The 24,333-nt window shown below is 49.4% G+C and carries 22 protein-coding genes and 1 tRNA gene; 8 read left to right on the top strand and 15 right to left on the bottom strand.

The genetic code is table 11. From position 1 onward, the window contains the following. Positions 1-98: 98 nt before the first annotated feature. From C1A11_RS13265 to C1A11_RS13245, 5 genes are all read right to left on the bottom strand, one after another. A complete protein-coding gene (locus C1A11_RS13265; protein ID WP_102050920.1) occupies positions 99-824 on the bottom strand; it encodes an EFR1 family ferrodoxin in 726 nt (241 codons plus the stop codon). 314 nt (positions 825-1,138) lie between these two features. Then, positions 1,139-2,368 carry an aminopeptidase gene (locus C1A11_RS13260; protein WP_102050919.1) on the bottom strand — a complete coding sequence of 410 codons (1,230 nt, stop codon included), beginning with the start codon at positions 2,366-2,368 and terminating at the stop codon, positions 1,139-1,141. A 106-nt stretch (positions 2,369-2,474) separates the two neighbouring features. Then, a complete protein-coding gene (locus C1A11_RS13255; protein ID WP_102050918.1) occupies positions 2,475-3,164 on the bottom strand; it encodes an LrgB family protein in 690 nt (229 codons plus the stop codon). Next, positions 3,157-3,528: a CidA/LrgA family protein gene (locus tag C1A11_RS13250; RefSeq protein WP_102050917.1), complete on the bottom strand. Its 372-nt coding sequence runs from the start codon at positions 3,526-3,528 to the stop codon at positions 3,157-3,159. The genes C1A11_RS13255 and C1A11_RS13250 overlap by 8 nt, the downstream gene beginning before the upstream one ends. 161 nt (positions 3,529-3,689) lie before the next feature. Continuing rightward, positions 3,690-5,093, bottom strand: a complete 1,404-nt coding sequence (locus C1A11_RS13245) for a glycine--tRNA ligase (protein WP_180950370.1) — start codon at positions 5,091-5,093, stop codon at positions 3,690-3,692. A gap of 211 nt (positions 5,094-5,304) precedes the next feature. Here C1A11_RS13245 and C1A11_RS13240 point away from each other — a divergent pair. Continuing rightward, positions 5,305-5,380, top strand: a tRNA-Pro gene (locus C1A11_RS13240). A gap of 278 nt (positions 5,381-5,658) precedes the next feature. Here C1A11_RS13240 and C1A11_RS13235 read toward each other — a convergent pair. Then, a complete protein-coding gene (locus C1A11_RS13235) occupies positions 5,659-6,459 on the bottom strand; it encodes a MerR family transcriptional regulator (RefSeq protein WP_102050916.1) in 801 nt (266 codons plus the stop codon). A 169-nt stretch (positions 6,460-6,628) separates the two neighbouring features. On the opposite strand from C1A11_RS13235, the gene C1A11_RS13230 reads away from it, so the two are divergent. From C1A11_RS13230 to C1A11_RS13210, 5 genes are all read left to right on the top strand, one after another. Beyond that, positions 6,629-7,399, top strand: coding sequence for a sulfite exporter TauE/SafE family protein (locus tag C1A11_RS13230; RefSeq protein WP_180950369.1), 771 nt, complete (start codon positions 6,629-6,631; stop codon positions 7,397-7,399). A 22-nt stretch (positions 7,400-7,421) separates the two neighbouring features. Then, entirely contained in the window at positions 7,422-8,678 is a 1,257-nt protein-coding gene (locus tag C1A11_RS13225; RefSeq protein WP_102050914.1) for an MFS transporter, read from the top strand. 27 nt (positions 8,679-8,705) lie between these two features. Further along, entirely contained in the window at positions 8,706-10,436 is a 1,731-nt protein-coding gene (locus C1A11_RS13220; protein ID WP_102050913.1) for an alkyl sulfatase dimerization domain-containing protein, read from the top strand. Between the two features lie 157 nt (positions 10,437-10,593). Continuing rightward, positions 10,594-11,097, top strand: coding sequence for a DUF6933 domain-containing protein (locus C1A11_RS13215; RefSeq protein WP_102050912.1), 504 nt, complete (start codon positions 10,594-10,596; stop codon positions 11,095-11,097). 21 nt (positions 11,098-11,118) lie between these two features. Next, on the top strand, positions 11,119-11,592 hold the full coding sequence (locus C1A11_RS13210; RefSeq protein ID WP_102050911.1) for a metallophosphoesterase family protein: 474 nt from the start codon (positions 11,119-11,121) through the stop codon (positions 11,590-11,592). Positions 11,593-11,730: 138 nt separating this feature from the next. Here C1A11_RS13210 and gnpA read toward each other — a convergent pair whose 3' ends face one another. The 5 genes from gnpA to C1A11_RS13185 form a co-directional block, all read right to left on the bottom strand. Beyond that, complete coding sequence (gnpA, locus tag C1A11_RS13205; RefSeq protein WP_102050910.1) at positions 11,731-13,893, bottom strand: 1,3-beta-galactosyl-N-acetylhexosamine phosphorylase; 2,163 nt, start codon at positions 13,891-13,893, stop codon at positions 11,731-11,733. Between the two features lie 48 nt (positions 13,894-13,941). Continuing rightward, a complete protein-coding gene (locus tag C1A11_RS13200; protein ID WP_102050909.1) occupies positions 13,942-14,130 on the bottom strand; it encodes a DUF6903 family protein in 189 nt (62 codons plus the stop codon). A gap of 13 nt (positions 14,131-14,143) precedes the next feature. Continuing rightward, a complete protein-coding gene (locus tag C1A11_RS13195; RefSeq protein ID WP_102050908.1) occupies positions 14,144-15,034 on the bottom strand; it encodes a carbohydrate ABC transporter permease in 891 nt (296 codons plus the stop codon). A 12-nt stretch (positions 15,035-15,046) separates the two neighbouring features. Further along, positions 15,047-15,940 carry a carbohydrate ABC transporter permease gene (locus tag C1A11_RS13190; protein ID WP_102050907.1) on the bottom strand — a complete coding sequence of 298 codons (894 nt, stop codon included), beginning with the start codon at positions 15,938-15,940 and terminating at the stop codon, positions 15,047-15,049. A gap of 115 nt (positions 15,941-16,055) precedes the next feature. Continuing rightward, positions 16,056-17,432, bottom strand: coding sequence for a carbohydrate ABC transporter substrate-binding protein (locus C1A11_RS13185; RefSeq protein ID WP_102050906.1), 1,377 nt, complete (start codon positions 17,430-17,432; stop codon positions 16,056-16,058). A 410-nt stretch (positions 17,433-17,842) separates the two neighbouring features. On the opposite strand from C1A11_RS13185, the gene C1A11_RS13180 reads away from it, so the two are divergent. After that, entirely contained in the window at positions 17,843-18,682 is an 840-nt protein-coding gene (locus tag C1A11_RS13180; RefSeq protein WP_102050905.1) for an AraC family transcriptional regulator, read from the top strand. A 60-nt stretch (positions 18,683-18,742) separates the two neighbouring features. Here the strand turns inward: C1A11_RS13180 and nudC are convergent, their stop codons facing one another. The 4 genes from nudC to C1A11_RS13160 all read right to left on the bottom strand — a co-directional run bounded on the left by nudC (position 18,743) and on the right by C1A11_RS13160 (position 22,479). Beyond that, positions 18,743-19,567, bottom strand: coding sequence for an NAD(+) diphosphatase (gene nudC / locus C1A11_RS13175; RefSeq protein WP_102051099.1), 825 nt, complete (start codon positions 19,565-19,567; stop codon positions 18,743-18,745). A 39-nt stretch (positions 19,568-19,606) separates the two neighbouring features. Continuing rightward, positions 19,607-20,623, bottom strand: coding sequence for an alpha-hydroxy-acid oxidizing protein (locus C1A11_RS13170; protein WP_102050904.1), 1,017 nt, complete (start codon positions 20,621-20,623; stop codon positions 19,607-19,609). 91 nt (positions 20,624-20,714) lie between these two features. Further along, positions 20,715-21,326 carry a TetR/AcrR family transcriptional regulator gene (locus C1A11_RS13165; RefSeq protein WP_180950368.1) on the bottom strand — a complete coding sequence of 204 codons (612 nt, stop codon included), beginning with the start codon at positions 21,324-21,326 and terminating at the stop codon, positions 20,715-20,717. Positions 21,327-21,456: 130 nt separating this feature from the next. Beyond that, positions 21,457-22,479, bottom strand: coding sequence for a M42 family metallopeptidase (locus C1A11_RS13160; protein WP_102050902.1), 1,023 nt, complete (start codon positions 22,477-22,479; stop codon positions 21,457-21,459). 209 nt (positions 22,480-22,688) lie between these two features. On the opposite strand from C1A11_RS13160, the gene ptsP reads away from it, so the two are divergent. Continuing rightward, positions 22,689-24,293 carry a phosphoenolpyruvate--protein phosphotransferase gene (ptsP, locus tag C1A11_RS13155; RefSeq protein ID WP_102050901.1) on the top strand — a complete coding sequence of 535 codons (1,605 nt, stop codon included), beginning with the start codon at positions 22,689-22,691 and terminating at the stop codon, positions 24,291-24,293. The last annotated feature ends 40 nt before the right edge of the window (positions 24,294-24,333 follow it).

Below are 24,333 nucleotides of genomic sequence, written 5' to 3'. Positions count from 1 at the left end.
GGTTCTGTTTCCTTTCTGCGCCCGTTTTCTTTTAGGCCGCCGCATCAGCCGCTTATGAGTGCTGATGCAAAATCGCAATATCGTTAAACTGTTTTGCCTTACAAATAGTTTTCTATGGTATATCTGCCGCGTTCTTTGGTTTTTTCGCCATATTGAATGGCCCTTTGCGGACAGTGATGAATACAGGCCAGACACTGGTAACAAGTTTCGCCCCATACCGGCTTTCCCTCTGCCAGACGAATGGTCTTGCTCGGGCAAATGCGTGCGCAAAGCCCACAGCCAGTGCAGCTGTCTTCTGCAAAGAATGGCTTTGTCGTTCTTGCAAAACGGTCAAAGCCTTTGCCCGCCAGCGTACTCTTTAAAAAGGCCATGCCGCCTTCTGCTACGCGGTTAACGGGCTCGTGCCGCGTGATTTCATCTGCAATCTGTTCCACGGCCTGTTTTGCCTCTTTCAGCTTTTGCCGGATGGTCTGCTGTGGCTCGATATCTTCGCCTACGATGTAATTGCTCGGCATCACCACCGAGTAGCTGCTTTGAAGCGGATAGATTTTATTCAGCTGTTTCATTGCAAGGCCTGCCTCGGCACCGCAGGTGCAAACGCCATAGGCAAATCCCACATTCGGCGCAAGTTGCCTTGCAAAATTCCGCACTGGTTCGGGCACCGCCCACGCATAAACCGGGAAAACCAGCCCCACATATTTTTCGTCTTTCAGCTCTGGCGCCATATTTAACGTCGTTATATCAACCGCAGTATCGTCGGTCTTTTCAGCAAGCTGCTCCGCAATCCATTTTGAATTTCCGGTACCAGAAAAATAAAAAATCATTTTGCAGTCTTTCCTTTCTGCATGCGGAGAATCCCGCCATTGTATTAATGTAGAGGTTGGTTTTTGCCTCTCTTGTGAAAAGTCTTGCGTTAAAAACACTTAATCCAGCACTATCATATCATTCGCTTTGTACAGTAGCAACTATTTACGTCTATTTCTTTCTATTCTACTTGCTTGCAACATAAAATTCGCTTTAAGACTTTTTATCCCGGCGATACCTTCTTACTGATATTCGTTTTATGATTCCCTGCAATATAGCAAAACGGCAACCTCCAACAAGGTTACCGTTTTGCATACGTGGTTCAGTTTGGTCTTTACAGGGCCCAGTCGCCATCTTCAAAAATGGCCACTTCACGCCCGTCGCGCGTTTTACCGGTAATGCACATATCCTGCGCGCCCACCATAACATCTTCATGAATCAAGCTATGGTTGACGCCGTGGGCCAAAAGCTCTTCCTGTGTCATGCCGGTGCCGCCTTGTACGGTGCCGGGGTAGCCATCGCCAAATGCAATATGGCAGGCAGCATTTTCATCAAACAAGGTGTTGTAGAATAGCAATCCGCTCTGGTTGATGGGGCTGCTCTTCGGTACAAGTGCCAGCTCACCAATGCTACGGCTTCCCTCGTCAGTATCCAGCAGCATTTTCAGCAGTGCTTCATTTTTGTCTGCACCATATTCCACTACGCGGCCTTTTTCAAACCTCACCCAAAGCCCCTCGATGAGGTCACCGTGGTATACATACGGCTTCGTGGCATAAACAATACCTTCCACCTTATCTTTATGGGGTGCGGTAAACACCTCTTCGGTCGGAATGTTGGCAATAAAGCCCTGCCCTGCCGGAGTGTGGCTGCGTGCGCCTTCCCATACGGCATCATCGGCAAGGGCCACAGTCAGGTCCGTCCCATTGCCACTTTTCATATGCACGCTTTCGAGGTCCAGCTCGTTCAGCCGATCGCGATAAGCGGTCATTTTCTCCACATGGGCTTTCCATGCGCCAACAGGGTCGCCGCCAGTTACACGGCAAACATCAAAGATGGCCTGCCAAAGTTTCTCCACGGCATCTGCATCGCCGGGGAAGATTTTCGCCGCCCACTCTTCGCCGGGCACTGCCACAATACACCATGCCACGCGGTCATTCATCGTGTAATCGCGCCACTCTTTCAGCGCACTGCGGCGTGCGGTATTGGCTTTGTCCACCTTGGCTGCATCCAGGCCACTGAATGCCTCCGGATTTTCAGCGAGGATATGCAGCACAGCCGCGCCACCCTCGCTTTCCACGTAATCCAGATAGCTGCGCACTACGTGAGCTTTTACGTCGCAAAGCGCATCTTCGCTTGCGTGTTCAAAGCGGATACGAGCCAACTTGTCATCGCCATATTTGACGACTACATCGCGTGCACCGACGCGAAATGCCGCGGTTGCGCACATTCTTGCAAACTCGGCAGTTTCTACCGAAGAGGTAATAATCAGTGTCTGTTCCGGCTGCAAGCCCACACCAATCTCTACCGCAAAGTCTGCGTATTTTTGAAGTAATTCTTTATTCATGGTCCATTCCTGCCTTTCTGATTAAAAACAGTGTGCCTCAAAATCAGCTGCGGCACACATGGTCCTTTTGCATCAATCGAATTTGATTTTAAATTAAGAGCAAACTTTACAACACGTAAGGCAAAGCAAGTGCCAACAGCACGGTAAAGATGCCCACAAGTCCGATAGCGGCACCGCTCATTGCACCCTCTATTTCACCCAGCTGCACTGCGGTAGAGGTGCCAACTGCGTGGCTCGAAGCACCAATGGCAAGCCCTGCCTCGGTCGGATCTTTGATGCGCAGCAGACGAATAAGCAACGGTGCAGCAACTGCACCAAGCACGCCGGTCAGCACAACGCCAAACACCGTAATGGGTACCAGACCGCCATGCTGCTCTGACAGCGAGGTCGCGATTGCCATTGTCACCGATTTAGGCGCAAGGCCAACGGCCAGCTCTCGCTCCAGCCCGAAGGCTTTTGCAAGCACGACCACGCTGCCAATCGCCGTCAGCGCACCTACCAGACAGCCACCCAGTACAGGCAGCCATTGCTTGCGAATCAGCGTCAGATTCTTGTAAATTGCAACGCCGAGCACTGCAGTTGCGGGCATAATCCAAAAACGAATCATGTCAGTGGCCTCATAATAGGCCTCAACGTCGGTACCGGTAGCAAAAAGCACCGCGCCAATCAGCACCGCTGCCACAATCAGCGGGTTTGCCAATGCGCTTCCCGTTTTTGCACGCACACGGCAGCCGATACAATAAGCCGCAAGCGAAAGCGTGATGCAAAACAAAGGAGAGGTAAAAAACTCACTCATGGTCAGGCTCTCCTTTCTTTCTGGTCAGCTTCATCAGTCCGCGCACCGTAAATGCCGTGGTGACAAAGGTTAAAAATGTAGAAACAAAACAGATGACCAGAATAGCCACCATGTTAGCACTGATAATCTCGAGATAAGCGAGAATATTAACACAGAGCGGCACGAAGAAAAACGCCATGTTCTGCATCAAAAAATTCGTTACGCCCTCTACATGGCGCAGTTTCAGCACACCGGTGGCGAGCAAAAGCAGCATCAGCAGCATGGCAATTACGCTGGAGGGAAAAGAAAACGGGAGCAGTGACGCCAAAAGTTCGCCCGAAAGGCAAACCCCCAGCAAAATTGCGATTTGTGCCAGCAAATCCATAAAAATGGTACCAGTCCTTTCTGTGCCGCAGGGCGGCAATGCCGTTTTGTGTTGTTGGACAAAACAGCTTAGCCCTGCAAAAAAGAATAAAAGTAACACCGGCCCGGCGCGCTGCCGCTGTAAGCGGGCAGCACGACCACAGGCCGGTGTAAAACAAACGATCAGTATGCGATTTTTGCGGCGATATATGCTTCCAGGTCTGCGATAGCTACGCGCTCCTGCTGCATGGTGTCGCGATCACGCACGGTGACGCAGTTGTCTGCGGGGATGCCCTTCTCTTCGTCGCCAACCGTCTGGAAGTCGACTGTAATGCAAAGCGGGGTGCCAATTTCGTCCTGACGACGATAGCGTTTGCCGATGGAGCCGGCATCGTCGTAATCGAGCATGAATTTCTTTTGCAGATCGTGATAAATCTCTTCTGCCTTGCCGCCCAGCTTTTTAGAAAGCGGGAGAATCGCAGCCTTGTAGGGTGCGAGGGCCGGATGCAGACGCATCACAACGCGGATATCATTCTTCTCTACATCGACGACTTCTTCGTCGTATGCTTCTACGAGGAAGGCAAGTGCCACACGGTCAGCACCGAGCGAAGGTTCGACGACGTACGGCACATAGTGCTCGTTGGTTTCGGGGTCGAAGTACTCCTGCGTTTTGCCGGAAACTTCGTTATGGCGGCCCAGGTCGTAATCGGTACGGTCTGCAATGCCCCACAACTCACCCCAGCCAAACGGGAAGAGATACTCAATATCCGTGGTAGCTTTGGAGTAGAAGGAAAGTTCCTCTGCCTCGTGGTCACGCAGGCGCATGTTTTCTTCTTTCATGCCAAGGCCGGTGAGGAAGTTTTTGCAGTAGTCTTTCCAGTAGTAGAACCACTCAAGGTCGGTATCCGGCTTGCAGAAGAACTCCATCTCCATCTGCTCAAACTCACGGGTACGGAACGTGAAGTTACCCGGAGTAATTTCGTTACGGAAGGATTTACCTACCTGGCAAACGCCGAACGGGAGCTTGCGGCGGGTAGAGCGCTGGATGTTGGCAAAGTTAACAAAGATGCCCTGTGCGGTTTCGGGGCGCAGGTACAGCTCTGCTTTTGCATCCTCTGTAACACCCTGAAAGGTTTTGAACATCAAGTTGAATTTGCGGATATCGGTAAAGTTGTTGCTGCCGCAGTTGGGGCAGACAACGTTGTTTTCTTTAATGTAGGCAGACATATCTTCGAAGCTCATACCGTTGGCATCGCCGCCGACATCTTCAATCAGCTTGTCCGCACGGTGACGGGTTTTGCAGTCTTTACAGTCCATCAAAGGGTCAGAGAAACCGCCCACGTGGCCGGATGCAATCCAAACCTGCGGGTTCATGAGAATGGCAGCGTCAAGTCCGACGTTGGTCGGAGACTCTTGTACGAACTTTTTCCACCAGGCTTTTTTTACGTTATTTTTAAATTCTACACCGAGCGGGCCGTAGTCCCAAGTGTTGGACAGACCACCATAAATCTCGCTGCCAGAAAATACAAAGCCTCTGTTTTTGCAAAGGGCAATTACCTTGTCCATTGTTTTTGCGCTGTTATTCATCACGATACCTCCAAGTACGTTTGCGTGCTCACCCGCGCAAATGGCTTTTGCACTGGCGTGAGCATCAAGGTCTATTGTAAGCCCCCGGGCAGGGATAGTCAATACCGACCGTTGACATATGGCATGAAAACGCGCTATAATATATAAGTATTTCTGCTACAGCTTCTTTCTGTATGCAGCACAAGTACAAAAATCATATATTTCTTCTTATCCGGGTGTGGCGCAGTTGGTAGCGCGGGTGGTTTGGGACCATCAGGCCGCAGGTTCGAACCCTGTCACTCGGACCAATATGAATGACCCTCGAGTGGTCATAATACAAAACAGCATTGGGGAATTCCCAACGCTGTTTTGCTATATAAATTAAAGCTATAACTTGTATCTTTGTGGAACAATTAATTTTAACTCGGTAATATTTATAAGCCAGTGCAAATCACTTAGACGCTTCACTATAAATGCTAAAAACAGACAAATCAAGGGATCATTCCTTAATTTGTCTGTTCTATTTTTAAAAGCAAATAATACGACAATAGACAAAAATCAAAAGCACCTGCACACTCTTTGCTTGTCATGTCATAGGACACTGCAATTCAAACTGTCTATTTGCAGTATCAAATGTCCCATTAATTAAATAGACATCCATGATAAATGCTGGATTTATATTTCTTCTTTGCACTTCTGACAGAAAGATTTTAATTGCGTCTTCTTTGTTTGGCGCTTCATATCTCATACATAAGACTTCACCGCCTGGCAATGCTTTGATTTGTATTCCTTTCGAAACAACAAAATCGGGAACAACCTCAAATATCAAAATGCGATCAACGCGGCAGTCTTTCAACTCGAAAATAAATCCCCCTTCATATTCCGGCGGGATATTATTGCTACGTAGTTCTTTTACAAGATTTATAAAAACTTGAGCGTTATCCAAAGGGTCTTTTGATTCGTCAACAAATTGAGCCGATAGCGCTATGGTACGTGCCTTTATCGTTCTGGTATAAAAACCGTCTAAGTTTTTCACCTCTTCAAACACCCTCAACCTGTCAACAAGCTTGGTTAGGGCAGACTCTGCATCCTCCAAACTTTTTATTTTTTCTCGTAATACATTTTGCTGTACCACCAAATTTTGTTCAAAGGCAGCAGCCGCTTGATCTTCAAACAGTGCTGCAATGGTATCAATCGATAATCCTAAGCTTCGACATACTTTTATGATATCCAGCTTAATTAACTGAGAATGGGAATAATAGCGGTACGCAGAGAACTTGTCTGTTTCCTCTGGTTTGAGCAAATTGATTTTATCATAAAAACGCAAGGTGTCTGTAGACACCTGTGCTAGCTTTGCAAATTCACCGATTGCATATAATTTACCCATATTTTTCTCCAAACAAGTATTGACTTTGGAGTTACTCCAAGCTTTATAATCTCGATTATAGCAAGCCAGGCGCACGATTGCAAGGCTCTTACCCCTTGCGGCTCTGCTATCCCTATTATCATAGCTATGAATTTAAATTTAAGAGGTAGGTGATCATATTCTATATCTGTTGGTTGCCTTAATTGCTTCTATTATAGGGGCTATTTCGGGCTTAGGCGGCGGTGTTATCATCAAGCCAGTGCTGGATTTGCTTGGTGAACACCCGATTACAACAATTAATATCCTTTCAGCCTTTACCGTGTTGTCTATGTCGATTGTATCAATTGGCAGACATATCATCTATAAGACAAAAATTGAATACAAAATCGGAATTTTTCTAGCAGCTGGAGCCTTTTTAGGGGGTTATATTGGAAATTTTTTGTTTAGTAGGCTTCTCAAAACGGTTGCTCATGCGAACTCGGTCATATTTGTTCAAAATGCCATATTAGTCCTTCTGTTAATCTGCGTTTTGATTTACACAAATAAGTTTCGGGAAAAGGCAACCTTTCGCTTGAAAAATCCATTAATCATAATTGTGACAGGTATTTGCTTAGGGACAGCATCCTCTTTTTTAGGCATTGGCGGAGGCCCCATCAACATTGTTGCCCTTTCATTGCTATTTGCAATGGAGCCAAAGCAAGCAGCTGTGAACTCCATTTTATTAATTTTCTTTTCTCAAGCCTCAAAACTTATAACCACGGCCTTGAGTGGTGGATTTGTTGGACAAGATTTGACTATGCTTTGGCTTATGATTCCCGCCGGTATTCTCGGAGGATTTATTGGGTCAACGCTAAACAAAAAGCTGAAGGTAGCTCAGATGACTACGGTTTTTAATGCAACCACCGTAGTTATTATTGCCGTCGGCATCATCAATTCTCTAAAGTGTTTATTCCCTCTTTAACAGTAAAAAAGGAGATATTTTAATGAACAAAGAAGCTAAGCGACATTCAAGCTTCCATTACGCATGGATTGTTTTAATCGCAATGTGTGTGATACGCAGCCTTTCAGCAGCCGGTATCAATAACACAGGAGGACTTTTTCTTGCTCCTGTGTCAGAGACGCTGGGTGTTGGTGTAGGTACGCTTTCTATATATTTTAGTGTATCGTCCATCGCTACAATGCTGTTTATGCCAATTGCAGGCAATCTTATCAACAAAATGAGCACCAAAACCCTTATTTTTATTGCCACAGCCTTACAATGCGCGAGCTTTATTGGCATGGGATTTATGACCTCGGTAATCGGCTTTTACCTTCTTGCCATTCCAATGGGCATCGGTGGAGCCGTTCTAGTAAACCTTGTTGGCCCGGTTCTCATTAACCGTTGGTTTAAGAGCAAAACCGGCACGGCGTTGGGCATACTAATGGCTTGTGTTGGCTTGTTTGGCGCAGTCATTCAACCCTTGGTTCTCAATATGATTAAGGGCATTGGCTGGCAGCAAACCTATATGTATATCGGTCTGTTCATTGCGGTTGTAATCGTAATTGTCAACCTGTTTGCAATAAAAAATAAGCCGTCGGATAAAGGTCTATCCCCCTATGAGACAGGCTCCTCTGAGCAAGGGAGGTCTGTCGCAGCAAGCAGCTCTGGAATTGCGCTGAAAACTGCCGTTAAATCAAAACCTTTTTATATGCTGGTTTTGTTTATGATTTCGATTACAGCGGTGGGTGCTTTTTCTCAACATGTAGCAACCTATGGAGACTCCATTGGGTTTTCCTCCTCACAAATGAGCACGATCTTATCCATATCCATGATTGGCAGCACGGTAGGAGCCTTACTCATAGGTGTGATCAGCGATAAAATAGGCGTATACAAAACCACGGTAATTATTCTGGCAACTGCCTTGCTTGCAGTTGGTAGTTTGGCATTTGGTAAGGTGTCAATTATTATTATGACAGCCGGCGGCTTTCTTTTGGGTCTTGCTTCCATGGGAATACCGGTTTTGGCGCCACTTCTTACCCAAGATTTTTTTGGAGGAAAGGACTACGAAGCCATCTACGCCAATGTGATGATGGGGCCGCCCCTGGCCACTGTACTGCTTCTGCCTGTCTATGGCTTTGTATTTGACCTGACCGGAACCTATTTGTGGGTGCTGGGAATTATGACGGCGTTTATTCTCATTGGAACCCTTGCAATCCTGCTGGGCTTTAAAGGAAAGAAAGCCCTGTCCCAAAACAATTAGTTACTACAAGAAAAGGAAGGATCTATTATGAAAAATCTAGCTTATACTGAAAAATCTCAGTTTATTAACCCCAGATTATCTGAGCATTCTCATGTTATGGAACAGAAAATCTATAAAATTGGAGAGAACATTTACTCAGCAGTGGGATATGCATTAAATTATCCCACCATGATTGTGGGCGATGACGGTATTATACTCGTGGATGCCAGTGAAACCATTGGCTCCATGGAAGAAATTATGAAGGAATTTCGAAAGATTACAGACTTGCCTGTAAAAGCGTTCATTCTGACCCACAACCATGGAGATCACTGGGGTGGCATGACTGCTTGTGTGTCGCAGCAAGAATCGGATAACGGCTCGGTGCTTGTGGTCGGTCACGAGGAGCTCGTAAAAAACGTTGCCCAGAGTAGCAGTGAGCTTTTGGATATCCGAATGGGCCGGGCAGTTTGGATGTATGGCAATTTATTGCCTAAAGGCGAGCACGGCGCAGTCAACCTCGGCTTAGGCCCAGTGCTAGACAAGGGTATTACGCGTTTTGTTACGCCAAATACCATCGTGAATAGTAACGAGACTTTTTCATTGACTGTCAGCGGCGTAGAGATGGAGATTTTTTTTGTGGAATCCGAAGCTGCTGATGAAATTGCCGTTTACTTTAAAAAGGAAAAGGTGCTCCACGTAGCAGAGGTGCTACAGGGAGAATCCTTCCCCAATATTTACACCGTTCGCGGCCAAACGCGAGATGCGAAAAAGTGGTACAAGGCCGTAGAAACCTTGCGCACTTATCATCCTGACTCCATTGTTGGCTGTCATATTCGACCCTTGGAGGGCAAAGAGGCCTGCGAGAAGCTGTTAAGCGATTATGGTGATGCCATACAGTATGCCCACGACCAAACGGTACGCTTACTCAATCAGGGAAATACCATCGAGGCAATTATGGACGAAATCGGCACCTTGCCACCCCATCTTTTTCAGGCTGACCGAATGGGCGAGTTTTATGGCACGTTCCGCCAAGCGGTTCGGGCAATTTATGATAATTACCTGGGTTGGTTTAATGGGGAACCCACTGCGCTCAATCCAATCAGTGCGACGGAAGCGTCAAAGCGCTATATCAAGCTTATGGGTGGGCGAGAAAACGTCTTAATGGCTGCGCAACAGTCGTTAGAAGACAAGGAATACGAATGGGCATCAGAGCTAGCTTCTCATCTTGTGCGGATAGATTTCAACGATATAACAGCAAGACAGGTGAAGGCCACGGCTTGCCGCATGATGGGATACGCCAGCGAAAATGCGACCTGGAGAAACTGGTATTTAACCTGTGCCATTGAGCTGGAGGGCGCATTTGAGGAAATCGTGAAGCACATGGGCACAAATGGCGGATTCCCGCCCTTCTCAGAGAGCTTTTTGGATGTGTCCACTTACAATATGCTGGAAGCAATGAAGGTAAAGCTGAATGGCCCCAAGACCTTTGGGACAAATATGGCTGTAAAATGCAATATAGAGGGAGAATGCTTTGTGTTGCAAATACGCAAAGGCGTGTTGCAGGTGCACGGACCGCATGAGATATACACCGAAAAGCTTGATTGTGAATGCACCGTGTCTCATGTGATGTTTGCAAAACTTATGGCTAAGGACGTGACACCCTGCGATGCAAATCAAAGCGGAGATTTGCAGGTGTCTGACGAAAAGATTTTGTCAGAGTTTTTTAATTGCTTCGATGCATTTACCCCGTTTGTGGACATGCCGTTTTGTTTTCAGTAATATTCGTCTGTTTGCTGCCGGATTTCCTTTTCTCATGCGACTTTACAAGTTTGTCCTTATGAACGCTCGCACCAAAACAGTCGATTGCTTTTGCGGTCGACTGTTTTTATTTATCATCTATTTGCCGATACGTACTCTTTTAAAAGGAGATTTTCCCATGCAGTTTGGTTTAACCATTCCTTTGCAGCGATTTCTACATATTAAGACGCTTTGTTATGGCGAGCCACTGGACACGCTGTATTGCTGGGATTTGCATAAAATCCTGTTGCATGGCGAACCAAGCCTTTTAGCAGTACATTGCGCCAGCCGCTTCACCTTTGCGCTTTATGCAATGTCCGTTGCGGATTGGGACAACCTAAACGTTATCGCATACAGCGGTATCGAGCGCAGCTTACTGGAGGCCGCTATACCACAAGAAGCTATATGTAATTACCTTGAGCGCGCAGGCACACCACAGCAGACCAAAACGCACGGTCGGCGCGAGGTCGCTTATTTAAACCGTGCATGGGATGATGTTACTGCTTTGGATTATACGGTAGATGTCGAGCAGCAGTGGCAGACACTGCTCAATCATTCGGTAAACGAAATCCCCTGCCGCTGCGCTGCGCGCGAGCAAAAAGCATCTGCTTTTGAACATCTGGCAGCACTATTGCAATATTAACTGACAAAGGAGACTTTCTATATGCCCACTCGTATTGCTGTTTTATCAGATACTCACGGCCTGTTGCGGCCAGAGGTGCTGGAAGTTGTGCAGAGCTGTGACTGCATTTTCCACGCCGGGGATATCAACAAGCCAGAAATTGTAGAAACGCTACGCAGCGTTGCACCGCTTTATATTGTGCGCGGCAATAATGACAAAGACTGGGCAGCGCTGTTGCCCGAGCAGCTTACCGCAACCATTGATGGGCTTTCGTTTTTTATGGTGCATAATAAAAAAGATATCCCCGCAAAGCTGGACGAAGCAGAAATAGTCGTATTTGGCCACTCGCATAAATATTTTGAGCAGACCGTAGATGGACGCCTGTGGCTCAATCCTGGCAGCTGCGGCCCGCGCCGCTTTGACCAAGCTATTACGATGGCCGTGCTGACGGTTGCGGAAGGAAAATATGCTATTGAAAAAATCGTGGTTCCTTCACCGTCTGCTCCCAAAAACTAGCTCCGCAAAAGCATGCGTCTTTCACTTTTTCGACACGCAGCTTTCATAAAAAAAGCAACACCCCTTGCAACAGCCGAAATGGCTGCCGCAAGGGGTGTTGCTATAAGTGTTTATTGCAGTTGGCTTGCCAGTACAAAATTAAATCTCGTACCACTTAATCTCGTTGGCCTCCAGTGACAGCGAAAAGCTGCTGCCATCGCCACGGTACACTGTAGTGGTCTGTGGTTCGTAGGTGTTGTTGACCACACAATACTTGCCGTTTTTCACATAAGCGTGGACTTCCACATTGAAGTTGGAGGAGAACCATTTATGCAGATTCTTTTCGTCGTGGGTGCTCCACAAAATGCTGCGGTACAGCAAACGACTGTTCTCAAAGCTATACGGCAGACCGCTGAGGTAAACTGCGCGACCTTTGCCAAACTCATGCACTGCCATCTGAACTTCTTTTTCACGCTGGCAGAGAATTGTTGTGCCTTCAAAGGCGTACATATTCTTTTTGCCTTCGCCAAAGTCAATGGGTTTTGTGCAGTCCTGCAAAATAAAGTGATTAGTCTCCTCGTCCCAATTATACTTGTCGTAGTTCAAGGTGAATCCGGTTTCTTTTTCTATGCCAAATACACCTGCCAGCTGCAAAAAGCGTCCTTCGCGCTGATGTCCGCTCGGCTCGCCCACGCCGACGATACCGCCGCCGTTGTAGACAAACTCTTTTACTGCTGCGAGGATGTCTGCATCCTCCCATGCCACACCGCCTGTGTGGGCAGTATCTGCATCGCCAACGTTGATGAGTACATCTACTCCATCGAGCACGTTCTTATCGTTTTTGATATCCTCAAAGCTGATAAAGCGCACATCAAACGGCGCGCCGGAAAGGGCTTCAATAACACCGGCGTAGCTGTAATTCTGCTTTTGGTAGAGTGCATGATGCACCATGTGGGCACCCCATGCGCGCATTTTGCCCCAACTATTCAGCACCGCTACGGTTTTGACGCAGTAAGGGGTGGTGCCTTTGATGTTATCATACAGCTCGCGGAACTCGTTGCAAACGCTTTCCACATAGTCGATAAACTCTGGAAAATCGCAGGCAAGTTTGAGGTAACCGCCATAGCCGATGCGGTCAATGGGCTTGCGCAGAATGGCGCGGCGTGCCGTGACCCAGTTCTCTTTCGCTTCGCGTACCGGGTCTCCACCCTCGTGGAAAGTATCAGGGAAGAAGTAGGGCAGCAGACGTCCTTCGGTATATTTTACGCCGGGGAGGTCAGAAATCAAGCGCAAAGTAGAGCCATTGCCTACGCTGCCCACGACGGCATCGAGGCCAATAGTGCCGAACTCTTCCATAAACGGCTCGGTGCCAATCCAGTGGTCACCGAGGAACATCATCGCCTCGCAGCCACATTCGTGGGTGATGTCTACCATCTCTTTGGCGAGTTTTGCTACTTCGCGGCGCTGGAACGCCTGGAAGTCTTTGAACTCTTTGCTCGGTACACGATACTGGTTGTTGTAGTAGCCCTGATCGATGATATATTCCGGACGGAAACGGTAGCCGACCTCTTGTTCAAACTGCTCGAGGATATACGGGCTGACCGAAGCGGAATAGCCGTACCAGTCTACAAACTTTTCGCGTTTCAGCTCATCAAACATCAGTGTAAACTGATGGAAGAAAGTGGTATAGCGAATCACGTTCACATAGGGATGCTCTGTGATAAAGCGGCGCAGGCGTTCCATTGTAAACTTGTGGGTTTTGGGCTGACGCACATCAAAGGTAATCTGGTGCTCAAAGTTCTTCCAGTCGTTGACGACTGCATTGTACATATGCACCGGGTCCCAGATAAGATACGCCAGAAAGCTGACCGTATAATCGTGGAAAGGTTTTGCAGGCGACACGGTTACTGCGCCGTCGGCATAGCTCCACTCGGCAGTGGGTACCACTTCACCGGTTGTGCGGTCGATGACCTCCCACCAGCGGGTAATGTCGTCCCGCGTATTTACTTCCATCAGTTCAGGCGAAATACCTTTCATCAGCGGAATCGAAACTGTATTTTCGGTTGCGGTGTAAAAGCCGGTCATAATGTAGCACTGCTGCACTTCATCGGGATTGGCTTTTGCCCACTCGTTATCCTTGCGGGTGGTGTAATAGGTAGAGTATACCTTTGCACCTACGTTTTTCAGCGCTTCCGGGTAGGCGGTACCGTCGCAGTCGCGGATGGCATCTGCGCCCCAACGGCGCATCAGCTCCAGCGTCTGCGGCACAACGTCTACGTCGGTAGGAATCGTGACGCGGCCCTTATTCAATAAATCAGACATAAAACGAACATTCCTTTCTCGTAAGAGGATGAGGATACGGCCGATGCATTACTTTCCCTGGTAGGGCTTATTGTAGCAATACAGCAGTACCAGCAACCCGCACAGGCCCACCAGCATTTTCAGCAGTGAAGCAATGCCGATTACTTTTTGGCCGGTGATGATAAGCCAGAGGCAAAACAGAAACACCACTGCCGCAAGCAGCTTGCTGATCCATTTGTTTTCGCTTAAAAACTTCATAGTGTTTCCTCCTTTAACCTTTCAGGCCGCCCAGCGTCATGCCCTGCGTCAGCTTTTTCTGTACGCAGATGTAGAGAATCAGCGTCGGCAGCATAACCATAACGAGGCCTGCGTACATCTGCCCGTACTGGGCCGCTGCGTTCTGGGCTTTCATCAGGTTCATCAAGCCAACCGGCAGTGTCTTGCCGCTGTTCGGGTTAGAGAGCAGCGTCATGGCGATGATGTACTCATTCCAGAATGAGAGGAAGTTGAAAAGTATCACCGTAATGATACTGGGTTTCGCCATTGGGATGATGATTTTATACATCGTTTTGAAGTAGCTCGCACCGTCTACGTAAGCCGCTTCTTCATAGGCTTTGGGCAGTGTGGAAAAATAGCCGGAAAGTAGATAGATGGTAAACGGCAGCGCAGTTGCGGCATATACAAGTGCCAGCACTACAAGGTTATTCAAGAAGAACGGTTTGCCGCCCATTTTACGCACCAGAGAATCTGCGTCAACAAACATCAAAAAGATAGGCACTACGATGTAGTTGACATTGATAAACAGGCCGGCCATAAAAGCTGCATTCAGCAAACCACGGCTGCGGAACTTAAAGCGGGAAAGCACATAAGCTGCGGGCAGTGCGACCACCAACAGGATAGCCAGTGCCAGTGCGGTAACGATAACCGAGTTGAGCATATATTCGCCCATATGCGCTTTGGTCCATGCATTCACGAAGTTCTGCCAATAAAAGCCGGCTGGCAGCGTCCACGGGTTGCCATAAAACTCGCTGTTCTGTTTGATGCTTGCCAAAAAGACCCACGCCACCGGCACGATAATGCAGATTGCCAGCGTGATGAGCGCCACATAGATAAAAATCTTGTACAGGGTCTCGCCGGATGAGTTTTTCTTTTTGTTTTCCATGCTGACCCTCCTTTAAAATTCTAACGGTTCGCGCTTGGTCACCGCATTGACGATGGCAGAAAGAGCGAACGAGAAGATGAATACCACCGCACCGATTGCCATACCATAGCCGTAGCTCGAGTTGGTGTAAGCCTGCTTATACATATAGCTCAAGAACACCTCGGTCGAACCGTCCGGTCCACCGCTGGTCATTGCCTTGACGAAAAGGAACGACAGGTTGATAGAGCTGATGATAAAGAAGGTCAGCGTGGTGCGGATATTTGTCCAAATCAGCGGAATTGTGATATGGAAGAACTGGTGGATGCGGCTTGCGCCTTCAAGGCTTGCACATTCGTACAAGCTTTCGGGGATGCTTGCCATACTTGCCATATACATGACCATGTAATAACCGATGGCCTGCCACACCATTGCGCCCGCAAGGCTGAAGATGACGATTTTCTGATCGCCCAGCCACAGAATCGGTTTGGCATCGCCGCCGCGGAACAGCGACAGAAGGCTGTTGAGCATACCGTTGTTGGGGTCATAAATCGCCGAGAAAATGGCGGAGATAACCACCACCGAAAGAATATTCGGGATATAGAAGACCACGCGGAAGAAGTTTTGTCCGCGAATCTTTTCGCGCGAGAGAATGGCCGCAAACACCAGCGAAAATGCAAAAGTTACGACCGTGACCAACACGATAAGCAAAAGAGTATTTTGAAAGGATTGGAAAAATTTAGGATCTTGAAAAAGTTTTATAAAGTTATCAAAGCCAACGAATTTTTTCGTTTTTGAATAGCCGCCCCATTTGTAAAGCGACATCCGGAAAATATTTAGGGTGGGAATGATCATAAAGATCACAAACAGCACAACGGCCGGGGTTACGCAGAAAAACACAAATCGGCCTCGCCCTTTTTGCTTATCCACACGCTCATCTCCTGTCCATAAGTTGATATATAAAGCAAGCAAACAGCGCTGAGTAGTACTACTCAGCGCTGTTAAATAGCCTACTTAAAAAGTATGCAGGTTTTGAAGTTGTAGCTTACTTCAGTGCTGCGCGCAGCTGGTCGCTGACTTTCGTGACATCGGCGATCCACTGATCTTCGGTCTTATCGCCGGAAACCAGGCTGTTGACAGTGCCAAACAGGGTGTCTGCCATGTTCACGCCTTCGACAGCTTCAGTTGCAGCAAAGTTGCCAAGGGCAGCTTTTGCACCGTTGTCGTAGATAGCATAGAACAGCTTGTTGTCGCCTTCGAGAGTATCAGCAAAGCCTTTGATGGGCTGAATTGCGCCAGAGAGCTTCTCGGTGCCATCATCGTTTTTGGTTTTGGTGTTTGCAAACAGGTTTGCTGCCTCGTCGCTGTACAGGTAAGCAATAAACTCTTTTGCCAACTCTTTGTTCTGAGCTTCTGCCGGAATCCAGCACTGCTCAAACCAGGTGTAGCTGTAAGAATCGCCGCCCTCTTTTACAGCGGGCAGTGCGGTGAAGCCCCACTGGAAACCGTCAGCGTGGGGAGCATCAGCCATCTCGCCGATAACCCAGGTGCCGTTGGGCATAAAGAGTGCTTTGTTGTCCAGCACGAGCTGCTGGTTTTTGGTGAAGTTATCATTGTTTGCGTTTGCCGGTACGGTGGAATCGGTGTAGGTAGCAAGTTTCGCAACAATGTCAAAAGCAGCTTTGGCTTCTTCGGTCTGCCAAATGCCTTCTTCGTACTTCATAGCACGGTCGAAGAACTCGGGGCCGCCCACTTCATACAGCAGAGCATAGAAGAATGCGTCAAAGTAACCGGTGGTCGGGTAGGTGAACAATGCGATGCCTTCTGCTTTCGCTTTGTCGCCCAGTGCCCACATCTCATCCCAGGTTTTCGGTACTTCCCAGCCTTTTTCCTCAAACAGGCCAACGTTGTAGAATAAGCCGCAGGGGCTGTAGAACATGGGAGCCATGTAGGTTTTGCCGTCGCCGTACGGGTTGGTGAGAGAAGAATCGGTGAAGCCGCCGGCGATTTTGTCGGAAACTTTCACGTTTTCGCCGGGAACAGTCATCGACAGAACGTCGGTGATGTCCTCAAGGCCATCTTCTTTAATCAGGGTCTCGGTGAGTGCTGCCGGGCGGCCGGTTGCCAGGTGGACAACATCGGGATAATCGCCGGCTTTCATGTTTGCGCCGATAACATCCTCAAGGTTTTTGTCGGTCACCAGCTCAACGGTGACGCCCTCGTGGCTTGCTTCAAATGCTTTGGCAACAGCCTTCCACATTTCAGAGCCATAGGCGGTTTCGATCGCGGCGACTTTGAGAACTTTGTTGCCTTCTGCCGGTGCAGAAGACCCAGCCGGTGCGCTGGAAGAAGCAGCACCGCCGCAAGCTACCAAAGACAGTGCCAGGGAGCCTGCAAGGATCAGTGATAAAACTTTTTTCATGATCTTTTTCCTCCTAAGAAAATTTCATGGTTGCGGAAACCTCCGCTGTCTACGTTTTAACTATAATGTATTACACAGCTTAGTATCAATCTTCTTATTGCTGCATTATTTATAAATATTGCTTGTTTATGCATAACGCATATTAATTTGTCATTATTTTGTCAATTTGTATAGTAAATATGACTAAATGCACCTATTTTAGTTTGTCAAATCGATAAAAACGCATTTTTGCTACCGAATCTTGTTACAAGCCTTGCATCTGAATGGCAGAAAACGTATAATATTTTTGTAGAATCCTTGGTTAGAACAACGCAAAATCTCAAAACAATTACGTTTTTCGCAATATAAATATATTTAGTGGCAATTTCTCAATAAAAAGGTTTCAAATCTTCAATGGAGGAGGCACTCTTATGAGTTCTGAGCGCTATGAACTTAACCTGCGGGCCGCACCGCGAGACACTGCTAAACTACTGTACATCAGCAAATCCCGCTTTGGGGGCGACTGGCACTCTATCCCCCATTCACATACCTGCACCGAGCTGTTTTACTGTATTGACGGCGCAGGCCAATTTAATATTGAAGGGCAAATGCACGGGGTTGCCACCGATGATTTGGTGATTGTGAACCCGAACATCCTGCACACCGAAGTCAGCCTGAACGCCAACCCGCTCGAATACATCGTGCTCGGGGTAGAGGGCATGGAGTTTTCTTTCGGGCGGCAGGGCGATGCTACTACCGTTTTGAAATGCCGGGATAAGCGCGATGATATTCTGTATCTCTTCAACCTAATGCTGCGTGAGATTGAAAACAAGTTGGAAGGCTGTGAAACGGTCTGCCAGGATACGCTTGAAATACTGTTCATCCACCTGTTGCGTGGTAATGATTTTGCCGTCAATGCAGTGGCGGGCAGCCGCGGCAATACTGAGCTCGCGAGCGTCAAGCGTTATATGGACGAGAATTACAGCGCAAATATCACACTGGATTCGCTCGCAAAATTTGCGCACATCAACAAATACTATCTTGTGCATTCTTTCACCAAAGAATACGGCATCTCGCCCATCAATTATCTGATTGCGCGGCGCATCACCGAAAGCAAACATCTGCTTGCCCGCACCGACTATCCTCTTGCAAAAATCAGCAGTCTATTGGGCTTTTCCTCCCCCAGCTATTTTTCGCAGGCGTTTCGCAACAGCGAACACACCAGCCCCAGCGCCTACCGAAAACACGCCCGTTCCGAAGTGGATGCTTAACCATAAAAAATCGCAGAGCGTAACACACGCTCTGCGATTTTTTTATTGCAACAGTTTGCCCTACGGCATCTCGCCGTTTTTAAAGCAGAGCATCATCTCACGGGTAAGGCTCATCTCGTCCGGCGCAAGATTAATCTGCTCTGGTGTAAACCATGCGGCCTCCGCAAGCTCTTCCGTGTCCAGCTGAATGGTATCGTCGCCGTCTACCTCGGCAAAAAAGCCGCAGAGCAAAGAGCTGGAAAAGGCCCAGGGCTGGCTTTTGTAAAACCGCAGATTTTTTACTTTTAGCCCTACTTCTTCCATCACTTCGCGCGCCACCGTCTGCTCTATGGTCTCGCCTACTTCGGTAAACCCGGCAAGCAGCGCGTAGTTGGTGTAAGCGCGCCCTGCGTATTTAGACATCAGCAGTCTGCCATGGCTGGTGAGCGCTACGATAACGCCGGGGCAGATTTTTGGATAAACCATATTACCGCAAACCGGACACTGCAACATGCGCTCTTTTTCGCTGTGCTGCATCGGTGCAGCACAGCTGCCGCAAAAACGATTGCTGCGGTACCAGTCATGCAGCTGCCCTGCCACAAAGCCTGCAAAGGCAAGATGCCGCGGGTGTGCTGTGCGCAGCAGAGAGGGCGGCAGATAAGAAAATGCTTCCGGTATCTCTGCCGGTGTTTCGCTGGTTATAAAAAATGCAGTGTTATCTATCGAAAATAAGTATTGCGCTTTTTCGGGTGCAAGATCTAACTCTTCAAAGGTCGGCCAGCAAAGCGGCTCTGCTGTTTTGCAAAGCATTTTTTCGCTTGCAAAAACAAACACCGTATCGCCACAAGTCGCTTGCCTGCGTTGGTAGCTGTTGTTATAAAAATGCGGTGCAATATCCTGTATCATCGAAAAATCTTCTTTCTTTTCGCATACGATGCCGGACAATTAAAGCCGAACCATCTCGCGCGTGATTTCTGCAAGGCTATGCGCCCCGCACATCATCATGGTATCGGCCAGCTCTGCGCCCAGCTTTTCGGCATAGGCAGCCACAGCGTCTGCACCGCCGCCATAAACCGCAGTGACAAACGGACGGGCAATCACTACGCCGTGTGCCCCAAGTGCCAGCGCTTTAAAAATATCCGTACCGCTGCGTAGACCGCCGTCAACAAGCACTGTCATGCTATCGCCTACGGCTGCCACAATCTCGGGCAGCACTTCTGCTGTTGCAGGGCAGCTATCCAGCACGCGCCCGCCATGGTTAGAAACAATAATCGCCGCTGCGCCTGCCTCTTTGGCTTTCAGCGCACCGCGCACCGTCATAACGCCTTTTACAATAAAGGGCAAGCCTGCCGCAGCAATGATTTGCTGCAGCTCCTCCACCGATTTACTGCCGGCAGGCGGGGTCATGTTTTTCAAAAACGGCAGGCCGGCTGCGTCAATGTCCATTGCCACAGCAAATGCACCGCTCGCTTTTACCAGCTCCATTTTTTCTGCAACTGTCTGTGCATTCCACGGTTTTACGGTGGGGACACCTACCCCGCCCGCTGCTGCAATTGCCTGCGTAGCCGCACGCATCACTTCCGGGTTGGTGCCGTCGCCGGTAAAGGCAGCAATGCCTGCCGCAGCGCAGCCGGGCACCAGCGCATCGTTATAGCTTTCGTCGGTGTAAGCATCGCCGTAATGCAGCCGCACTGCCCCCACGGGGCCCGCAAAAAACGGGTAACGGAACTGACGACCAAACAGTGTGCAGCTGGTATCTACCGGGCTGTTTTCGGTAAGGGTGTCCATTTCGACCCGGATTTCTTTCCACTTTTCATAGTTTCGGATTGCCGTATCACCAACGCCTTTGGCGCCGGGACCCGGCATCTGGTTACGGCAAGCTTTGCCGTTGCATTCCACGCAGCCTTTGCAGTAAGCACCCAGGCGCGGACGCGCCTGTTCCAAAATTTCCTGATAAGTCACGCTGTTATCCTCCCTTGCAGAAAACACCGGCCAAGCTACCGGTACCGTTTTATTCTTCCGCCGTTGCAGCGTTGCAGCAGGCGGCCATGCACTATTTTGCGTTTTTCAAAACCCCGCGCAGTAACAGGTCGGCCAGCATTCCGCTTTGGTGTTCAAAGCTGTGCAGCGGGCTGCCATCTAGTCGCTCGCGCAGTAACCGGGCACAAATCATATCCCGCCCGGCGCAAAGGGCCGAAAAAGCTGCATCGACATCCAGCCCCGGCCGCAGCTGTGCCTTGATGGGCAGTGCAGTAAGGTCACGTCGACTAAGCGCCTCGTACTCTCGCTGAATGAGCCCTACCGCAGCGGCAAGGTGGCGGGGCGGTACCAAAACTGCGCCTGCATAAAGGTTTGCGTAAAGCGGGTGTCCCTCAAAAAAGGGCAGCGCCCCAAACAACCATTGTTTCAGCGCGCTCATGCTGTCGCCTTGGGGCAAAGGCTGTTCTTTTATGTAGGCAGCAAGTGCATCAAAGCACTCTTGCACACACAGTAGATAAAGCTCGTCTTTATCTTTAAAATAGTGATAAATAATACCTTTAGAAACACCGCCCTCTTGGCAGATGGTATTAAGAGAAGCGGTTTCATATGGGTGGGTGCCAAATTCATGAAGCGCCGCGCTTAAAATACGGCGGCGGCTTTGTAAGTTTTTTTCTTCGCGTTTCAAAATTTCCTCCGGAACGTTTTCGCTGGGTCCCAATTCGTTTTATTTTATCAAACCCAGACCATCCGGTCAAACATTTCCTGTTAAGAATGCGAATTTTCAAGAAAATGTTTTTTCGGCAAGCCGGTTTGCTTTACAGCGTTTCTACAAAAGCTTTCACTAGCTGGTAGGTGTTTTTCACACCTTCCTTGTGGCTGCGCTCATAACCGTGGCTGGCATAAACGCCAGCGCCAATCAGCGCGTGCCGCAAGTCGTGTCCTGCTTCCAGTGCCGCATCTGCGTCACTGCCATAATAGGGGTAAACATCCACCGCGTAGTCCAGCTTTGCTTCTTTTGCAAGCGCAATCAGCTTTGTGGTCATGTCATAGTTATAGGGTCCGCGGCTGTCTTTTGCACAGATGGAAACCTGCGTTTCGGTACAGCCAAGGTCGTCGCCGACACAGCCCATATCCACTGCAAGAATCTCTTGCACCCCTGCCGGCACACTGGCGCAGCCGCCGTGGCCAACCTCTTCAAATACGGTAACGTGCAGCCACACTTCTCTTGCCGGCACCGTTTCTTTTTCGCTGATTGATTTTGCAAGGCCCAGCAAAATAGCGACCGAGAGCTTATCATCTAAAAAGCGGCTTTTGATGTAGCCGGTTTCCGTTACGGTAAGCCGCGGGTCAAAGCAAACATAATCACCTACCGAAACGCCAAGCGCTTCGGTTTCTTCTTTGGTATGCACAACAGCGTCAAGCACTACTTCCATCGTGGTAAAATCACGTTTTTCTTCGCTGTAATTTTTATTTACGTGTACGCTGGGGCTACAAAGCTGCAGGCAGCCTTCTACCACACCGCCAAAACGGCCATAAACACGGCAGTTTTCGGCTTCACAGTTGTTTGCAGAAAGCCCGCCTACCGGCGAAATGCGCAGACGCCCGTTGGGTTTTACGGCAGCCACCATGCCGCCAAGGGTATCAATATGGCCGGTAAGCAGCAGGCCGTTGCCGCTGCCGCCAAGGCAGCACAGCACGCCGCCCTTTGCGGTGCGCTGCGGCGCAAAGCCCAGGCGGGTAAGCTCCTGCAATACATAAGCCGTTACTTTTTCAGTAAAGCCGCTCGGGCTGTCGATGGCGACCAGCGCACGCAGCTGCTCTAAAATATAATCTGTCATTTTGCGTTTCTCCTTCTGTTTCGTACCCTCTCAAAATCCGCCTTTGCAAGGTTGCGCCAGCGTTGGGGAATTTGTGTCGAAACAAATCTTTTTACCGCATTCAGTATAACACAAAACCAAAACACCGTATATCTTTTTTCGGCGGCGCATATCTCGTAACAAGAGCATTGCCTTTGGACAGGCAAGAACAAAAAAGGAGCGCAGCAAATATGAAACAATTCCAAGGTACCGCAGCTTCGGGCGGCATTTGCATTGCCCCCTGTTTTCGGCAACAACAAGCCCCCGCGCCCGCCCGCCAGCAGCTGTCGCCGGGCGAAGAGCTTTCGCATTTTGAAGGTGCTCGCAAAGCAGCGCTTGCAGAGCTGCTTGCTTTAAGAGAAGAAGGTACCACCCGAGAAGCGCGTGAAATTTTTGCAACCCACGCCATGATGCTTACCGATGAAGATTTTTTGGATACCGTGCGCCGCATTATTACCCTGCAGCAGCACAGCGCGACCTCTGCGGTAAAAGCTGCGGTTGGCGAATTCTCTTCGATGTTTGAAGAAATGGACAGCGCCTATATGCGCGAGCGGGCGGCTGATGTACGCGAAATCGGCACCCGATTGCTGCGTCTGTTGTCCGGCCAGGTCGCCGCCCAGCCCCACACCCGCTGTATTCTCTGTGCGGCCGAGCTCTCTGCGGCAGACACCGCCTCGTTTGACCCCGCCATCGTCTGCGGCTTTGCCACCGAAGATGGCACAGCCGCATCCCACGCGGCGATTTTGGCGCGGGCAAAAGGCATTCCTGCGGTGGTCGGGTTGGGTGAGGCGTTGCGCACGGTGGACGCCAGCACGCTGCTTATCCTTGACGGCAGCTCCGGCATTGTAATTGCCGATCCCGATACCGCCACCTTGTGCCGCTACGAGGCCGCTTTGAAAAAACAGACACAGCGCAACGAACAGCTGCACCGCTTAGCTGCCGAAGAAAGCCGCACCGCCGATGGACACAAAGTGATTATCGCTGCAAACATCGGCACACCGGACGAGGTGGAAAGTGCGCTCAAAAATGGTGCCGAGGGCGTTGGCTTGATGCGCAGCGAATTTCTGTTTCTCTCTTCCCCCACGCCACCGACCGAAGAAATGCAGTTTGAAGCATACAAATCAGTGCTGACAGAGATGCATGGGCAGCGCGTTGTCATCCGCACATTGGACATCGGTGCCGACAAGCAGGCGCCCTGCCTGCCGCTGCCGGCAGAACCAAACCCGGCTTTGGGCTGCCGGGCCATTCGCGTTTCGCTTGCGCGAAGAGATTTGTTTGCCGCTCAAATCCGCGCATTGCTGCGTGCCGCCAAATTCGGGCATCTTGCAGTGATGTTTCCGCTCATTATCTCGCTGGCCGAGGTGCGGGAAATTAAACGCTTTGTTGCCCTGCAAAAAACCGCTCTTACCGCTGGCGGTTATGAGGTGGGCAGTTTTGAATTTGGCATTATGATTGAAACCCCTGCCGCGGCACTCATCAGCGATTCTCTGGCGCAGGAGGTGGACTTTTTCAGCATCGGCACCAACGACCTTACCCAGTATACCCTGGCTGCCGACCGTACCAACCCTGCTGTTGCCGCGCTCTGTGACCCACACCACCCCGCCGTGCTGGGCTTAATCTCGGTTGCCGCCGAAAGTGCACGCCGGTACGGCAAGCCGGTCGCCGTCTGCGGCGAAGCCGCGGCAGACCCGGCTTTAGCAGAAGCTTTTCTGCGCATGGGTATTACCGAGCTTTCGGTTTCCCCCGCTGCCGTTTTACCCCTGCGCGAAGCGGTGCGCAGTTTTCATCTGGATTGATTTGATTTTCAACAAAAGCGCCGTACTTTGTGGAAAAGTA

Origin of the sequence: Pygmaiobacter massiliensis, from assembly GCF_900199435.1 — a bacterium.
Lineage (GTDB): Bacteria > Bacillota > Clostridia > Oscillospirales > Ruminococcaceae > Pygmaiobacter > Pygmaiobacter massiliensis.
This window is presented reverse-complemented; position numbering and strand designations above follow the sequence as displayed.

Coding starts and splice junctions, on each gene's coding strand:
- C1A11_RS13265 (WP_102050920.1), bottom strand. CDS start 824: ATGATTTTTTATTTTTCTGGTACCGGAAATTCAAAATGGATTGCGGAG.
- C1A11_RS13260 (WP_102050919.1), bottom strand. CDS start 2,368: ATGAATAAAGAATTACTTCAAAAATACGCAGACTTTGCGGTAGAGATT.
- C1A11_RS13255 (WP_102050918.1), bottom strand. CDS start 3,164: ATGAGTGAGTTTTTTACCTCTCCTTTGTTTTGCATCACGCTTTCGCTT.
- C1A11_RS13250 (WP_102050917.1), bottom strand. CDS start 3,528: ATGGATTTGCTGGCACAAATCGCAATTTTGCTGGGGGTTTGCCTTTCG.
- C1A11_RS13245 (WP_180950370.1), bottom strand. CDS start 5,093: ATGAATAACAGCGCAAAAACAATGGACAAGGTAATTGCCCTTTGCAAA.
- C1A11_RS13235 (WP_102050916.1), bottom strand. CDS start 6,459: ATGGGTAAATTATATGCAATCGGTGAATTTGCAAAGCTAGCACAGGTG.
- C1A11_RS13225 (WP_102050914.1), top strand. CDS start 7,422: ATGAACAAAGAAGCTAAGCGACATTCAAGCTTCCATTACGCATGGATT.
- C1A11_RS13220 (WP_102050913.1), top strand. CDS start 8,706: ATGAAAAATCTAGCTTATACTGAAAAATCTCAGTTTATTAACCCCAGA.
- C1A11_RS13215 (WP_102050912.1), top strand. CDS start 10,594: ATGCAGTTTGGTTTAACCATTCCTTTGCAGCGATTTCTACATATTAAG.
- C1A11_RS13210 (WP_102050911.1), top strand. CDS start 11,119: ATGCCCACTCGTATTGCTGTTTTATCAGATACTCACGGCCTGTTGCGG.
- gnpA (WP_102050910.1), bottom strand. CDS start 13,893: ATGTCTGATTTATTGAATAAGGGCCGCGTCACGATTCCTACCGACGTA.
- C1A11_RS13200 (WP_102050909.1), bottom strand. CDS start 14,130: ATGAAGTTTTTAAGCGAAAACAAATGGATCAGCAAGCTGCTTGCGGCA.
- C1A11_RS13195 (WP_102050908.1), bottom strand. CDS start 15,034: ATGGAAAACAAAAAGAAAAACTCATCCGGCGAGACCCTGTACAAGATT.
- C1A11_RS13185 (WP_102050906.1), bottom strand. CDS start 17,432: ATGAAAAAAGTTTTATCACTGATCCTTGCAGGCTCCCTGGCACTGTCT.
- C1A11_RS13180 (WP_102050905.1), top strand. CDS start 17,843: ATGAGTTCTGAGCGCTATGAACTTAACCTGCGGGCCGCACCGCGAGAC.
- nudC (WP_102051099.1), bottom strand. CDS start 19,567: ATGATACAGGATATTGCACCGCATTTTTATAACAACAGCTACCAACGC.
- C1A11_RS13160 (WP_102050902.1), bottom strand. CDS start 22,479: ATGACAGATTATATTTTAGAGCAGCTGCGTGCGCTGGTCGCCATCGAC.
- ptsP (WP_102050901.1), top strand. CDS start 22,689: ATGAAACAATTCCAAGGTACCGCAGCTTCGGGCGGCATTTGCATTGCC.